The sequence below is a fragment of the uncultured Amnibacterium sp. genome (assembly GCF_964245895.1).
In the GTDB taxonomy this organism is placed as follows: Bacteria; Actinomycetota; Actinomycetes; order Actinomycetales; family Microbacteriaceae; genus Amnibacterium.
Map to the genome: position 1 here is coordinate 1 of NZ_CAXTOQ010000012.1, position 13,853 is coordinate 13,853.

At 73.4% G+C, this 13,853-nt stretch carries 17 protein-coding genes, 1 tRNA gene and 1 pseudogene; 4 read left to right on the plus strand and 15 right to left on the minus strand.

Features of this window, described 5'->3' with window-relative positions; genetic code table 11:
• Positions 1-377, minus strand: a pseudogene (locus ACFE60_RS03280) (hypothetical protein); the annotation flags it as partial.
• Positions 378-453: 76 nt separating this feature from the next.
• Between ACFE60_RS03280 and ACFE60_RS03285 the strand changes: the two are divergent.
• Together ACFE60_RS03285 and ACFE60_RS03290 are read left to right on the plus strand one after the other, a co-directional pair.
• Positions 454-524, plus strand: a tRNA-Gly gene (locus ACFE60_RS03285).
• Between the two features lie 205 nt (positions 525-729).
• Positions 730-1,272, plus strand: coding sequence for an acyl-CoA thioesterase (locus ACFE60_RS03290; protein WP_375387445.1), 543 nt, complete (start codon positions 730-732; stop codon positions 1,270-1,272).
• A 6-nt stretch (positions 1,273-1,278) separates the two neighbouring features.
• Here the strand turns inward: ACFE60_RS03290 and ACFE60_RS03295 are convergent, their stop codons facing one another.
• Entirely contained in the window at positions 1,279-1,608 is a 330-nt protein-coding gene (locus tag ACFE60_RS03295) for a DUF3467 domain-containing protein (protein ID WP_375387409.1), read from the minus strand.
• Positions 1,609-1,941: 333 nt separating this feature from the next.
• Here ACFE60_RS03295 and ACFE60_RS03300 point away from each other — a divergent pair, with 333 nt between their 5' ends.
• Positions 1,942-2,367, plus strand: coding sequence for a DUF4383 domain-containing protein (locus ACFE60_RS03300; protein WP_375387446.1), 426 nt, complete (start codon positions 1,942-1,944; stop codon positions 2,365-2,367).
• Between the two features lie 9 nt (positions 2,368-2,376).
• A complete protein-coding gene (locus ACFE60_RS03305; RefSeq protein ID WP_375387410.1) occupies positions 2,377-2,853 on the plus strand; it encodes a hypothetical protein in 477 nt (158 codons plus the stop codon).
• A 46-nt stretch (positions 2,854-2,899) separates the two neighbouring features.
• On the opposite strand, the gene ACFE60_RS03310 is transcribed toward ACFE60_RS03305, so the two are convergent.
• From ACFE60_RS03310 to ACFE60_RS03370, 13 genes are all read right to left on the minus strand, one after another.
• Positions 2,900-4,195, minus strand: a complete 1,296-nt coding sequence (locus tag ACFE60_RS03310; protein WP_375387411.1) for an ATP-dependent RecD-like DNA helicase — start codon at positions 4,193-4,195, stop codon at positions 2,900-2,902.
• Positions 4,192-5,886 (minus strand): cytochrome c oxidase assembly protein, encoded by a 1,695-nt coding sequence (locus ACFE60_RS03315; protein WP_375387412.1) that lies wholly within the window; start codon positions 5,884-5,886, stop codon positions 4,192-4,194. Before ACFE60_RS03315 ends, ACFE60_RS03310 begins: the two co-directional genes overlap by 4 nt.
• 91 nt (positions 5,887-5,977) lie before the next feature.
• Positions 5,978-6,262: an HU family DNA-binding protein gene (locus ACFE60_RS03320; protein WP_375387413.1), complete on the minus strand. Its 285-nt coding sequence runs from the start codon at positions 6,260-6,262 to the stop codon at positions 5,978-5,980.
• 106 nt (positions 6,263-6,368) lie between these two features.
• On the minus strand, positions 6,369-6,674 hold the full coding sequence (rpsN, locus tag ACFE60_RS03325) for a 30S ribosomal protein S14 (RefSeq protein WP_375387414.1): 306 nt from the start codon (positions 6,672-6,674) through the stop codon (positions 6,369-6,371).
• Between the two features lie 2 nt (positions 6,675-6,676).
• On the minus strand, positions 6,677-6,844 hold the full coding sequence (rpmG, locus tag ACFE60_RS03330; RefSeq protein WP_375387415.1) for a 50S ribosomal protein L33: 168 nt from the start codon (positions 6,842-6,844) through the stop codon (positions 6,677-6,679).
• On the minus strand, positions 6,844-7,080 hold the full coding sequence (gene rpmB, locus ACFE60_RS03335) for a 50S ribosomal protein L28 (protein ID WP_375387416.1): 237 nt from the start codon (positions 7,078-7,080) through the stop codon (positions 6,844-6,846). The genes rpmG and rpmB overlap by 1 nt, the downstream gene beginning before the upstream one ends.
• Before the next feature lie 197 nt (positions 7,081-7,277).
• Positions 7,278-7,679 carry a Fur family transcriptional regulator gene (locus ACFE60_RS03340; RefSeq protein ID WP_375387417.1) on the minus strand — a complete coding sequence of 134 codons (402 nt, stop codon included), beginning with the start codon at positions 7,677-7,679 and terminating at the stop codon, positions 7,278-7,280.
• Positions 7,676-8,515 (minus strand): metal ABC transporter permease, encoded by an 840-nt coding sequence (locus tag ACFE60_RS03345; RefSeq protein ID WP_375387418.1) that lies wholly within the window; start codon positions 8,513-8,515, stop codon positions 7,676-7,678. The genes ACFE60_RS03340 and ACFE60_RS03345 overlap by 4 nt, the downstream gene beginning before the upstream one ends.
• Positions 8,512-9,306: a metal ABC transporter ATP-binding protein gene (locus ACFE60_RS03350; protein WP_375387419.1), complete on the minus strand. Its 795-nt coding sequence runs from the start codon at positions 9,304-9,306 to the stop codon at positions 8,512-8,514. The genes ACFE60_RS03345 and ACFE60_RS03350 overlap by 4 nt, the downstream gene beginning before the upstream one ends.
• Positions 9,303-10,202, minus strand: a complete 900-nt coding sequence (locus ACFE60_RS03355; RefSeq protein WP_375387420.1) for a metal ABC transporter solute-binding protein, Zn/Mn family — start codon at positions 10,200-10,202, stop codon at positions 9,303-9,305. The genes ACFE60_RS03350 and ACFE60_RS03355 overlap by 4 nt, the downstream gene beginning before the upstream one ends.
• A 217-nt stretch (positions 10,203-10,419) precedes the next feature.
• Positions 10,420-11,721 carry a dihydrolipoamide acetyltransferase family protein gene (locus ACFE60_RS03360; protein WP_375387421.1) on the minus strand — a complete coding sequence of 434 codons (1,302 nt, stop codon included), beginning with the start codon at positions 11,719-11,721 and terminating at the stop codon, positions 10,420-10,422.
• A gap of 7 nt (positions 11,722-11,728) precedes the next feature.
• Positions 11,729-12,703 (minus strand): alpha-ketoacid dehydrogenase subunit beta, encoded by a 975-nt coding sequence (locus tag ACFE60_RS03365; protein WP_375387422.1) that lies wholly within the window; start codon positions 12,701-12,703, stop codon positions 11,729-11,731.
• The gene (locus tag ACFE60_RS03370) at positions 12,700-13,815 is read right to left on the minus strand and encodes a thiamine pyrophosphate-dependent enzyme (protein ID WP_375387423.1); all 1,116 of its coding nucleotides are present in this window, start codon (positions 13,813-13,815) and stop codon (positions 12,700-12,702) included. Before ACFE60_RS03370 ends, ACFE60_RS03365 begins: the two co-directional genes overlap by 4 nt.
• Positions 13,816-13,853 lie beyond the last annotated feature (38 nt).

Consider the following 13,853-nt stretch of genomic DNA (forward strand, 5'->3'; position numbering starts at 1 on the left):
CCGAACGGCTCCCCGACCCGGTGCGCCACCACCTCGGCGTGGTAGACGGCCGCGAACACCGTGGCGATCAGCACCACCGACTCCGCCGCCACGACAGGCACGCCGCTGCCCACGCTGGCCGCGAACGTCGCCCCCAGCACGAACTCTCCCGGATGCAGGATGAAGGGCTGACCCGGTTTCGTCTCCACCAGCCGGGTGAGATCCGGCTGATGCTCCGCCGGATCGATCACCGCGTACTTGTGATTGTCGAACAGGCGGAAGTACCGGTCGAGCCGCACGTCGAAGCTCGACGGCTGCAGCAGCCCCGCGTCGTACGGGTCGAGCACCACCCTGCCGGAGTCGAGCTCGGCAGCGATGTCCCGGTCCGACAGCAGCACAGCCCAGACCCTATCGGGGGCCCGCTCGGCCGCCCCGGGCCGTTGCTACACTCTCCGGGCGCGGTCCGCCGCGCACGCGGGCGTAGTTCAATGGCAGAACTCCAGCTTCCCAAGCTGGTAGTGCGGGTTCGATTCCCGTCGCCCGCTCGGTGCACGTGGCCGCCTCGGCGCGAGCGCCTCAGCGCGCTGCGTCTCCGGCCGACGCATGCCACTCGCTCGGCGCTGCGAGCGCTGCAGAGCGCAGCGACCGACGCAGCTGCACTCGCCGCGGAGGCGGTGCGCACGCCGACTGTGGCGATCCGACAAACGATTCCAGCGTCCGTGCACGGATCGCTACCGTCCCCGCGTGCACATGTGGTTCCGGACCCTGCTGCTGCAGCTCACCTGGCGGTTCCGGCCGCGGCTCGGGATCCACGACGTCGCGCGGCTGCGCATGCGGGTCCTGCCCACCGACATCGACGTGCTGCGTCACATCAACAACGGGATCTACCTGTCCCTGATGGACATGGGGCGGTGGGACCTGCTGCTCCGCGCCGGCGTGTGGCAGCGGATGTCGGCGGCCGGCGTGGTCCCCGTCGTCGCCTCGTCGACGATGACCTACCGCCGGTCGCTGCAGCTCGGTCAGCGGTACGTGCTCGAGACGCGGATCATCGGCTACGACGAGCGCTCCGTGTACGTCGAGCAGCGCTTCACCGTGCGCGGCGAGGTCTACGCCCGCGGCATCCTCCGCGGCGCGTTCCTGCGGCGGCGGGGCGGCGTCGTCCGCACCGCGGAGCTGGGGGAGCTGCTCGGCGTCGACACCGCCGCACTCCCGGTCGCGCCGTGGATCGCCGACTGGGCGACCGCGGTCGCGCTGCCGTCGACGCGGGCGGAGGCGCCGAGCAACTGGACCTGACGGGGCTCAGGGGTGCGGGAGCCACGCTTCGGGAGGCTCGGGCCTGCCGGTCTCCTGCAGCCACTGGTCCGCCTGCTGCTGCAGCGCCGCGACGATCTGGAACACCTGCTCCGCCGGGATGCGCACGCGGGCGGCGACCTTCGCGGGCAGCGCGCCGACGACCTCCCCCTCCGCGTCGACCTGCTGCAGCTGCGGGCCGGGGGAGGTGAGGGACAGGAAGTCGAGCACGAACGTGTTCGGCGTGTGCCAGATCCCCGCGAAGTCCGCGAACACGCCCACCTCCTGGTCGGGCGGCACGGTCACGGCGATCGCGGGCACCCCGCGCTCATCGGTCATGGGCACCACGCTACGGCCCCGGCCCACGGGGACCGGGTCCGGGACCCGGGACGCGGGCCCGGTGCCGTCGCGGATCCGGAGATCCGTCGCGGATCCGGATGGACTCGACGACACCCCGCAGCCGGAGCCCAGCAGGCGGCGTGTCGCTCCATCGATCCGGATCCGCGAACAGCAGCGCGGCTCCCCCCGAGCGCGGAACTGGCGAACTCCCGGTCGCGCCTGCCATCGTTGACCCGTCCCGCCGGGACGTCGAACGAGGAGGCCCCCGCCGTGCAGATCAACCAGATCAACCCCGGGACCGCCTTCCACCGGTCGCCCAACCGGGTCATCGCGATGCTGTTCGGCGCCGTGTACGTGCTGGTCGGGCTGCTCGGGTTCTTCTGGGTCAACGGCGTGCCGTTCGCCGGCCCTGGAGACGGCACGAACGCGATCCTCGGCATCTTCGAGGTCAACCCGCTGCACAACCTCGTGCACCTGCTGATCGGCGCGGCGCTGCTCATCGCCGGCGCGGGCACTGCGGCGTCCGCACGCGCGGCGAACAGCACCGTCGGTGCCGCCTACCTGCTGCTCGGCGTCGTCGGCTTCTTCCTCACCGCGCCGGACGGCGGCCGCTCCCCCATCAACTTCCTGTCGCTGAACGTGCCGGACCACTTCCTGCACCTCGCGACCGCGCTGCTGCTGCTCGCCACCGGCCTGGGCGCCGACCGCGGCGCGACCCGGGCCAGCGAGCAGCCGGAGCCCTCCGCCCAGCACGCCTGACGCGCCCCCGTGCGGACCTGGCCCGGGCTCGCCGCGATCGGCGCCGGGCTGATCCACCTCGGCAGCGCGCCGGAGGCGCCTCCCGTCGTGCTCGCCGTGCTCGTGCTGGTCGGCGGCGCAGAGCTGCTGTGGGGCGTCGCCGCGCTCGGCCAACCGGTACCGCCCGCGCCGGTCGGCGCGGGCGTCGCGCTGATGGGCGTCGCCCTACTGACCGCGGAGGCGCTGCTGCTGCCGCCCGCCGCCGCGCAGCGGGGGAGCGAGGTGTCGTTCGGCCTCAGCACGGGTGCGGTGCTCGGCGCCGCAGCGCTCGACCTCGCGCTCGGCGGCCTGCTCGCGCTGCACCTCGGCCGCGGCCGACCGCAGGCGGCGCGGCAGGGCGCGCTGCGGTTCCTGGTCGCCGCGGGCGCGGCGGCGGCAGCGGTCGCGTTCGTCACCATCCAGAGCCTCGCCGGCACGTCGTCCGGCGGCACCATGCCGATGCACTGACGCGGCCACGACCCGGCGGATCGATCCACCGGTCGCGCCGAGGAGGTCATGGGGAGGCGGCTGCTCGCCTGCGCTCCTCGACCCACCGCCGAACGTCCTGATCGACGATCACGTCGCCCGGGATGAGCGGCCGCGTGAGGTACAGGCCGTCCAGGGTGGTCAGCCGGCTCAGCGCGACGTAGGTCTGGCCGGGGGAGAACGCGCGCTGCCCGAGGTCGATGCGCGCGGCGTCCAGCGTCGCCCCCTGCGCCTTGTGGATCGTGACCGCCCAGCCGAGCCGCACCGGCAGCTGCCGGAACTGCGCGACGACCTCCCGCGTCAGCTCCTTCGCGTCGGGGGAGACGGAGTACCGGTGCCGCTCCCAGGTCACCGGCTCGACGTCGTGCGCGACGCCGTCGATCTCGACGGACAGCCGGCCCCTGGCGAGCTTCGACACCACGCCCATCGAGCCGTTCACCCACCGGCCCTCGGAGTCGTTCCGCAGCATCATCACGTGCGCGCCGGCCTTGAGGCGCAGCTGCTCGTCGGCCGGGAAGGTGCGCCCGCCGAAGTCGCCGTCCACCTCCGCGACCGCCGTCGCCTCCTCCCCCGGCAGCGCCGCCAGCGCCTGCCGGTTGATCGCCGCGACGGCGTCGTTCCGGGTCGCGAGGGTGAGCGGCGCCTCCGCGGGCACGGGACGGGCACCGACATCGTTCAGGCGCTGCGCCATCTCGCGGGTGACCGCGCCGTGGCGCACGGCGGTGAGCAGCCGCCGGAACTCCTCGTCCTGCTGCCGGTGGATGAGGTCGAGGTGCAGCGTCCGCAGCCCGATCCGATCCCACACGTGGGCGTCGAAGAACCACAGCGAGCGGTACATGGTCGCGTACCAGGCGCGCTCCTCGGCCCCGCCCGGGACGGGGGCGAGCTGGAACGGGTCGCCGAACAGGACCAGCTGCACGCCGCCGAACGGGTCCGATCGCCCCCGCGCCTCCCGCAGCGCGCGGTCCACGCCGTCCATGAGGTCGGCGCTCACCATCGAGATCTCGTCGACGATCAGCACGTCCACGGCCTGCAGCAGCCTGCGCAGCTCGCGGTCCTGGTACAGGCGCGAGTTGCCGATCAGCCCGACGGGCAGGCGGAGGAGGGAGTGGATGGTCTGTCCGCCGACGTTCAGCGCGGCGACACCCGTCGGCGCCGCCACGGCGACCTTGCGCTGCTCGGCGGCGACGATGCGGTGCAGCACCGTCGACTTGCCGGTGCCGGCCCGGCCGGTGACGAGCAGCGGGGTCACGTCGTCGCCGCCGACCGCGTCGATCACGGCCTGCTGCGCCGGGGTGAGCGCGACCTCCAGCGCCGCGTTCACGCGTCCACCTCCGATGCGCGCACGAGCGGGGGAGCCGTGGCCGCCCGGCCGGCCCGCGGTCGGCGCGGGATCGCCACGACGAGCAGCACGGCCGTCGGCGGCACCGCGACGAGCAGGCCGACGACGCCCGCCCATCGCTGCGCCGCCAGCGCGTCCGTGCCCCAGCCCATCGCCCCGAACCAGTCGGCCTGCAGCAGGCCGGGCGAGAGGAGGAGCGCGACGCCGCCCGCGACCTCCACGGCCAGCAGGCCGGCGAGCATGCCGACGGTGGAGGAGGCGCGGCGCAGCGCGCCGTGCACGAGCAGCGCGCCGATCGCGAGCAGCAGCAGGTCGACCGCCTCTGCGCCGAGCGGGTCGACGAGGCTCCAGCGCAGCGCGCCCGTGCCGATGAGGACGATCAGCAGCAGGGCGGCGACGGGGCCGACCAGGCGCGGGTCCGTGAGCACCGGCACGGCGGGGGAGGGGGACGCCCGGGTCGCGCCGACGACGAGCAGCAGGGGGACGACCAGCAGGAGCGCCAGGTGCTGCGCGAGCGCGGCGGCGAGCAGCAGCGGCGCGGAGACCGCGAGGCCGCCGCACGTCACCCACAGGAGGACGACGACGCCGGCGGACCAGGACAGGACGCGCGCCGGCGCGACGGGCGAGCGCCGGACGACCATCGCGCCGCCGACGACGAGCGCGACGCACAGGAGCAGCATCAGGGGATCGGCGCGCCATGTGCCGAGCAGCGCGCCCAGTCCGAGCGGAGCGGGCAGGGCCTCCCCGGTCAGGATCTGCGCGGGCGTGGTCCGCGCGGCGACGGACCGCAGCCCGGGGTCGGTGATCGCCGGCGCGCACCCGATCCCGGCGGCCGCGGCGGCCGCGAGCAGCTGCACGCGCCGCGCCACCGCGGCCACCGGGTCTCTCGCCAGGACCGCGTACCCGGCGCCGGCCGCCGCGACGAGCAGCACGGCGGCGTCCACGGCGAGCAGCACGCCGCTCCCCTCCCGCTGCCGCAGCAGCGCCGTCGAGACCGAACCGGTCAGCCCCGCTGCCGCACCGGCCAGCGCGAACCACGTCGCCCGACGGTCCCCCGGGGCCGTCGCCGCCGAGACGGCCAGCGCTCCGACGACCACGGCCACGCCCGCGAGGCGCAGCCCCGCCGCCGTGACCGCCGTCCGGGCCGCTGCGATCGAGTCGCCCGACGCGGTGGCCTGCAGCGTGACGGGGACCAGCGCCACCAGGGCGAGCGCCAGGAGGACCGCCGCACCGCGGCGCGAGCGCACGGCCACGACGGCCGCGGACAGGACCGCCGCGGCGACCGTGGCCGAGAGCCACGACCTGCCGACCGGCAACTCGAGGGCGAAGGTCGTGAGTCCCGGCCCGAACGACGGAGCGGACGCCGCGGGGGCGGCCCCGAGATACACGAGGAAGCCGGTCGCCCCCGCGAGGAGTGCCTGCGCCGCGGCGGCGACCGCGGCGAGGTCGAGCAGCCGGCTGCGGCGGCGGCGGTCGGGCTCCCGCGTCGCCGCGATCAGCAGGCCCAGCGCGGTCGCCGCCGCCAGCGTGAGGCCGAGCCGGACGACGGGCCGGCCGGACCGGAGCGCATCGAGGCCGTCGTCCCCCTGCACGACCAGCACGACGACGAGGGCGGCGACCGCGACCAGGATCGTCAGGCCCGGCCATGCGACCCGCACGGCTCGGTTGCTCATCGCATCCAGGGTAGGCGCGTTCCCGCCCCTGGACGACGAGAGCGCCCGTCCTCCGGTGGGGAGGAACGGGCGCTCGCGTACGAGGGCCGTGCTACTTGACGGCGGCCTTCAGCTTGCTGCCGGCGCTGATCTTGACCGACTTGCTCGCGGCGATCTCGATCGGCTCACCCGTCTGCGGGTTGCGGCCGGTCCGAGCGGCGCGGGCGGTCTGCTCGACGGCGAGCCAGCCCGGGATCGTCACCTTCGTGCCGCCGGCGACGGACTTCGCCAGGGTCGAGAACAGCGCGTCGAGGACACCGTTGACGGTGGCCTGCGACTGGTTGGTCTCGGCCGCGACGGCCTGCACGAGTTCGGTGCGGTTCAGGGTGTCTGCCATTTGTGTCGTCCTCCTCGAGTCGGACGGGTCGGCCGCGCGATCGCGGCGGGTTGACGGGGCGAGCCCCGATCAGTCCCCGGCGTGTCGCCCGGAACCACGCGGAAACCTACCAGGAAGACTTCGTGATGCCGGGGAGTTCTCCTCGATGGGCCATCTCCCGGAAGCGCACCCGGGAGATGCCGAACTTCGAGAGGTTGCCGCGCGGACGACCGTCGACGGCGTCGCGGTTGCGCAGACGCACCGGCGAGGCGTTGCGGGGCAGCTTCTGCAGCGCGACGCGGGCCTCCTCGCGGGACTCGTCCGTGCCGGCCGGGTCGACCAGCTGCTTCTTCAGCTCGAGCCGCTTGACGCGGTAGCGCTCGACCACCACGGCGCGCTGCTCGTTGCGCGCGATCTTGCTCTTCTTGGCCATGCTTAGCGCTCCTCGCGGAAGTCGACGTGCTTGCGGATCACCGGGTCGTACTTCTTCAGCACGATGCGGTCGGGGTTGTTGCGGCGGTTCTTCCGGGTCACGTAGGTGTACCCGGTGCCGGCCGTCGACTTCAGCTTGATGATCGGGCGGACGTCCTGCTGGCGGGCCATCAGATCTTCTCCCCGCGGGCGATCATCGTCGCCACCACGCTCTCGATGCCGCGGGCCTCGATCACCTTGATGCCCTTGGTCGAGACCGTGAGCGTGACGGTGCGCTTCAGCGACGGCACGTAGTACTTCTTCTTCTGGATGTTGATGTCGAACCGACGACGGTTGCGTCGGTGCGAGTGCGAGATGGTGTTCCCGAAGCCGGGTCCGGCTCCGGTCACCTGGCACACTGCTGCCACGTTCTCCTCCTTCTACCGTGCACGTGCGTGACGCACGCGCACCCAAGATCACTTGTCTGCGAGCACCCCGGGTGCGGGACGCCCACTGCCGCGACGCGGCCGGTCGAGGAGCCTACCAGAGCGCCGATCGAGGGCCGGTTCCGCACGTGCAACGGATCGACACGTGGAACACCGAGGTTCGAACACGTGCTTCGGTTTCAGAGGATCTGCGACCCGCCGCGGGCCGCGCAGGCGCCGCAAGTTCCGAACACATCGACGACGTGCTGAGGGTCGCTGAAGCCGTGCGCGGCGGCCGCCGAGGCCGCCCACGACTCGATCGCGTCCGCCTGGATCTCCACCGTCCGCCCGCACGATCGGCAGATCAGGTGGTGGTGGTGACCAGGGGAGGCGCACGCGCGGTACAGGCTCTCGCCCTCCGCCTGCAGCGAGTCGGCCTCGCCCTCCTCCGCGAGGTCGGACAGCGCGCGGTAGACGGTCGCGAGCCCGATCGGGGACCCGCCCGCGCGCAGGGCGGAGTGCAGCGACTGGGCGCTGACGAAGTCGTCCCGGCCCGCGAGCGCCTCCTGCACCGCGGTGCGCTGCCACGTCCGCCGCTTCATGCGGCCGAGCGTACGCGTGCGCCGCGGCGGCCCCCGGCGATGCGGCACACCAGGTAGATCGCGAAGGAGATGGTGGTCACGAACGGGCTGATCGGGATGGCCGAGCCGAGTGCGACCAGGATGCCGCCGACGACCGACACCGTGGCGAACAGCATGCTCAGCAGGCTGACGGCGAGCGGTCCGGATGCGACCCGCAGCGCCGCCGCAGCCGGCGTCACCAGCAGCGCGAGCACGAGCAGCGCGCCGATCGTCTGCACGGCGACGGAGACGGTGAGGGCCAGCAGCACCATGAACGCGACGGAGAGGGCGCGGGTCGGCACCCCGCGGGCGACGGCGACGTCCTCGTCCACGCTCGCGAACAGGAGCGGCCGCCACATCACCAGCAGCCCGACCAGCACGACCAGCGACACCGCGATCAGCACGAGCACCTGCGGGCCGTCCACGGACACCACCTGGCCGGTCAGCAGGCCGAAGCGGTTGGCCGCGCGGCCCGGGTAGATCGCGAGGAACAGGATGCCCAGCCCCAGCCCGAACGGCATGAGCACCCCGATCACCGAGTTCCGCTCGCGCGCCCGCGCGCCGAGCAGCCCGATGAGCAGCGCCGCCGCGACCGACCCGACGACGGACCCGACCACGACGTCGGCGCCCACGAGCAGGGCGCCGGCCGCTCCCGCGAAGGACAGCTCGCTGATCCCGTGCACCGCGAACGGCAGGTCCCGCGCCATCACGAAGAACCCGACGAGCCCGCCGACGATCCCGAGCAGCGCGCCGGCGATCAGCGAGTTCGAGACGAGGGAGAGCAGCGCGCCGTAGTCGCTGAAGTCGAACAGGGTCATGCCGGGCGCTCCGCGTGCTCGTGGGGCTCGTGCTCCGCGCCGACCACGACGACCCGGTCGTGCACGCGGATCACGTCGACGTGCGTGCCGTACAGCTCGCTGAGCACGGGGGAGGTGAGCACCTCGTCCGGCGGCCCGATGCGGACCCGGCCGTCGACGAGGTAGACCACCCGGTCGACGTACCCGAGCACCGGGTTCACGTCGTGCGTCACGAACAGCACCGCCGCGCCGTGCTCGCGACGCTGCCGGTCGATCAGGGTGCTCACCGCCGCCTGGTTGGCGAGGTCGAGCGAGATGAGCGGCTCGTCGCAGAGCAGCAGCGCCGGGTCGTCCGCCACCGCCTGCCCGATGCGGAGCCGCTGCTGCTCGCCGCCCGACAGCCGCCACGCCGGCCGGTGGGCGAACGCCTCCGCACCGACGTCGGCGACGAGGCGGCGGATGCGCTGCCGATCGGCCCGGCGCCGGAAGGGCAGCCCGAAGCGCCGCCCGTCCACCCCGAACCCGACGAGGTCCGCGCCGCGCACCGGGGTGGAGGCGTCGAGCAGCCGCTGCTGGGGGATGTAGCCGATCCGCCGGTCGCCGCGGGCTGGCGGGCGGCCGAGCACGGTGAGCGAGCCGGCGCTGAGCGGCTGCACGCCGAGCACCGCCTTCAGCAGGGTGGTCTTGCCGGAGCCGTTCGGGCCGAGCACGGCGATGAACTCACCTGGCGCGACCTCGAGGTCGAGGTCGCGCCAGAGGGTCCTGCCGCCGAAGGCGAGCGAGGCCCCCGCCAGGGTGAGGGCCGGGGTCACTTCGCCAGCGCCGCGCGGAACGCCTCGAGATCGTGCTGCATCCACTGCAGGTAATCCTGCCCGTCCGGCAGCGTCTCCCTCACCCCGACGACGGGGACGCGCGCGCTCCTCGCGGCGGCCAGCACCTGCTCGGTGGTAGCGCCGGTGGTCTGCTCGTTGTACGCGAGCACCGCGACCTCGTGGCCGGTGAAGAGGGCCAGCTGCTGCCGCAGCACCGCCGGCGCGACGTCGTCGCCCTCCTCGATCGCCTCGCTGAAGGCGGCGGGCGTGCGGTTCTCGAGCCCGAGCGCGGTCGTCATGTACAGCGGCACGGGCTCCGTGATCGCGACGCCCTTCCCCGCGCCGGAGGCGCGCAGCTGCGCCTCCGTGCGCTCGAGGCCCGAGAGGTCGGTCCGGAAGGCCGCCAGCCCGGAGGTGAAGGTCGAGGCCCTCGAGGGGGCCGCCTTCGTCAGCTCGTCGGCGATGACGCCGGCGACCTTCGAGACGGCCGGGAAGTCGTACCAGATGTGCTCGTTGAACTCGCCCGTCGCGGGGTGCTGGTCGAGGCCGGAGGCGTCGGCGGCGTCCACGACCTCGGTCGACCCCGGCGCGTTCTTCAGCAGCTGGGAGAGGAAGTCGTCGTAGCCGCCGCCGTTGACGACGACCAGCTGCGCGCGGGAGACGGCGAGCTGGTCGCGCGGGTCGGCCTGGTACTCGTGCGGGTCGCGGTCCGGGTCGGTGATGATCGAGTCGACCGCCACGGCCGAGCCGCCGATCCGCGTGACGATGTCGCCCCACACGTCCGTGGACGCCACCACGCGCACGCGGCCGTCCGCGCTCGGACCGGCGGCCGGCATGCCCGCGCATCCCGCGAGCAGCAGGACGGGGATCAGAGCGAGGGGGAGCAGGCGCCGCATGTCCTGCAGCCTAGGGTCTACTGGTAATCATTCTCAACTTGAGCCTTCGGGGTCGCACGGGGGTTTCGAGATGGCTGGACCCAGCGTTCGTTTTGAAGGAGTTTCGGCGCGGCTGATCCGGAGCCCTCAGACATCGACGCCGAAACTCCTTCAAAACGCACGACGCAAGCCGACCATGCTGGGTCCCCCGCCGGAGGCGATCGCGGGCCCGGCCCGGTCAGTCGAGCAGCAGCGCCGGCTCCTCCAGGATCGCGGCCACGTCGGCGGTGAAGCGGCTGGCGACGTCGCCGTCGACGACGCGGTGGTCGAAGCTGGCGCCGATCGTCGTGACGAAGCGGGGCACGACCTCGCCGTCGACGACCCACGGCTTCTGCCGGATCGTGCCGAGCGCGACGATCGCGACCTCGCCCGGGTTGAGGATCGGCGTGCCGGTGTCCATGCCGAAGCTGCCGAGGTTCGTGATGGTGATCGTGCCCTGCGCCATGTCGGCCGGCGTGGTCTTGCCGTCCCTGGCGGTGATGACCAGCTGCTCGAGCGACCCGGCGAGCGACCGCATCGACTGCGACTGCGCGTCCTTGACGTTCGGCACGATGAGCCCGCGGGGGGTCGCCGCGGCGATGCCGAGGTTCACGTAGTGGTGCACGACGATCTCGGCGTCGGTCCAGGTGGAGTTGACGCTCGGGTTGCGGCGCACCGCCCAGATCACCGCGCGGGCCATCACGAGCAGCGGCGAGATCTTCACGGACCCGAAGTCCGGCGACGCCTTCAGCCGCTTGATGTACTCCATCGTCCGCGTCGCGTCGACGTCCACGAAGACGCTCACGTGCGGGGCGGTGAACGCGCTGCGCACCATCGCGCTCGCGATCGCCTTGCGCACGCCCTTGACCGGGATGCGCTCCTCCCGGCTGTCGGGCCAGGCCGGCGTCTCGACGTTGCGGAAGACGCTCTCCTGCTGCTTCGCGCGCAGCACGTCGTCCCTCGTCACCTCCCCGGACGGCCCGCTCGGCGCGACCCGGCCGAGGTCGACCCCGAGGTCCTTCGCGAGCTTGCGGATCGGCGGCTTGACGGGCGCGGCGACGGGGGCGCGCGGCGGCACCGGGCGGGCGACGGGACCCCGGCGCTGCCCGCGGCGGCTCTTCGCGTGGGCGTCGACGCCGTACCCCACGAGCACGGCGCCGGAGCGCTCCTCCACCTGCTCCGCGGGCTCGCGGACCTGCGCCTCCATGGGCGACGCGGACTGCGCCGGCGTCTGGAGGGGGGAGGCGATCTGCTCCGGGGTGCCGGAGGCGACGGCGATGATCGGCGTGCCGACCGCCACCGTGTCGCCCTCCGCGACGAGCAGCTCGGCCACGGTCCCGGCGTACGGCGACGGCAGCTCGACCAGCGACTTCGCCGTCTCGATCTCGACGATGACCTGGTTCACCTCGACCTCGTCGCCCGGAGCGATCCGCCAGGAGACGATCTCGGCCTCGGTGAGGCCCTCCCCGACGTCGGGCAGGCTGAAGTGGGACGTGGTCACGACTCTCCTAATACGCGAAGGCGCGGTCGACGGCGTCCAGCACGCGGTCCACGTCGGGCAGGTGGAGCTTCTCGAGTCTCGCAGGGGGGAACGGGATGTCGAACCCCGTCACGCGCAGCACGGGGGCCTCGAGCGAGTAGAAGGCGCGCTCGGCCAGCTGCGCGGCGATCTCCGCGCCCATCCCGAGGAAGCCGGACGCCTCGTGGGCCACGACGGCCCTGCCCGTCTTCTCGACGCTCGCGACGAGCGGTTCCCAGTCGACGGGGGAGAGGGACCGCACGTCGACGACCTCCAGGCTCCTGCCCTCCTCCGCCGCGAGCTCCGCCGCGGAGAGCAGCACGCTCACCATCGGCCCGTAGCCGATCAGCGTCGCGTCCGTGCCGGTGCGCACGACGCGGGAGTCGTGCAGCCCGACCGCCGGGGCGGCCAGGTCGACCTCGCCCTTCGGCCAGTAGCGCCCCTTCGGCTCGAAGAACATCACCGGGTCGTTCGACTCGATCGCCTGCTGGATCATCCAGTACGCGTCGTTCGGCGTCGACGGGCTCACGACGCGCAGGCCGGCGGTGTGGGCGAAGAGCGCCTCGGGGCTCTCCTGGTGGTGCTCGACGGCGCCGATGTGCCCGCCGAAGGGCACGCGGACGACGACCGGCATGGAGAGCGTGCCCCCGTGCCGGTTCGTCATCTTCGCCAGCTGCGAGGTGATCTGGTCGAACGCCGGGTAGATGAACCCGTCGAACTGGATCTCGCACACGGGCCGGTAGCCGCGCATCGCGAGCCCGATCGCCGTGCCGACGATCCCCGACTCGGCGAGGGGCGTGTCCCGCACCCGCTGCTCGCCGAACTCGGCCTGCAGCCCCTCCGTCACCCGGAACACGCCGCCGAGCCGCCCGACGTCCTCGCCCATGAGCAGGACCTTCGGGTCGGCGCCCATGGCCTTCTTCAGCCCGGCGTTCAGCGCGCGGACCATCGGCATCGTCGTCATCGGTCGCCCCCGTACGACGCCTCGTAGTCCGTGAGCCACCGCAGCTGCTCCGCCACGAGCGGATGCGGCTCCGCGTAGACGTGCTCGAACATGTCGGCGACGACCGGCTCGACCAGCTCGAGCGTGCGACGGCGCACGTCGGCGGCGAGGTCGGCCGCCTCCGCGTCGATCAGGTCGAACGTCTCGGCGCCGACTCCCTCGAGCTCGAGGTGGCGGCGCAGCCGCAGGACCGGGTCCCGGTCGGCCCACCGCTGCAGCTCCTCCTCCGACCGGTACTTCGTCGGGTCGTCCGAGGAGGAGTGCCCCTGGATCCGGTACGTGACCGCCTCGATCAGGCCCGGCCCCCGGCCGGCGCGCGCGTCCTCGAGCAGCGCCCCCGTCACGGCGAACGCGGCGAGCACGTCGTTGCCGTCCAGGCGCACGCCGGGCAGGCCGAAGCCGGACGCGCGCTGCGCGAGCGGCACGCGCGACTGGCGCTCGACCGGCACGGAGATCGCCCAGTGGTTGTTCTGCACGAAGAAGACGACCGGCGCCCGATAGCTCGCCGCGAACACCAGCGCCTCGTTCGAGTCGCCCTGCGAGGTCGCGCCGTCGCCGAGGTAGACCACGACCGCCTCGTCGCGCTCCGGGTCGCCGGTCGCCGTGGCGCCGTCGAGCTGGATCCCCAAGGCGTAGCCGACGGCGTGCAGCGTCTGCGAGCCGAGGACCAGACAGTACTGGCGGAAGCCGCCGTTCTCGGCGGGGTCCCAGGTGCCGTGCGCGACGCCGCGCAGCAGCCGCACGATCGCGAGCGGATCGAGCCCGCGGATCATCCCGACGGCGTGCTCGCGGTAGGAGGGGAAGATCGTGTCCTGCGCCCGGGTCGCGCGGGCGGAGCCGACCTGGGCCGCCTCCTGGCCCCAGCTCGACACCCAGAGCGCGAGGTGCCCCTGCCGCTGCAGGTTCGCCGCGGCGACGTCGAACGCCCGCGTGCGCACCATGTCGCGCAGGAACCCGATGCGCTCCTCGAGCGGCACGGCGAGCGCCCGATCGGCGTAGGGCTCCCCAGCCGGCGAGGGACGGACCGCGCCGTGCTCGTCGAGCACGCTGACGGCATCGGAGCCTGAGGCCACGTGCGCTCCTCACTGGTGCGTGCGCGCGGACCCCCGAA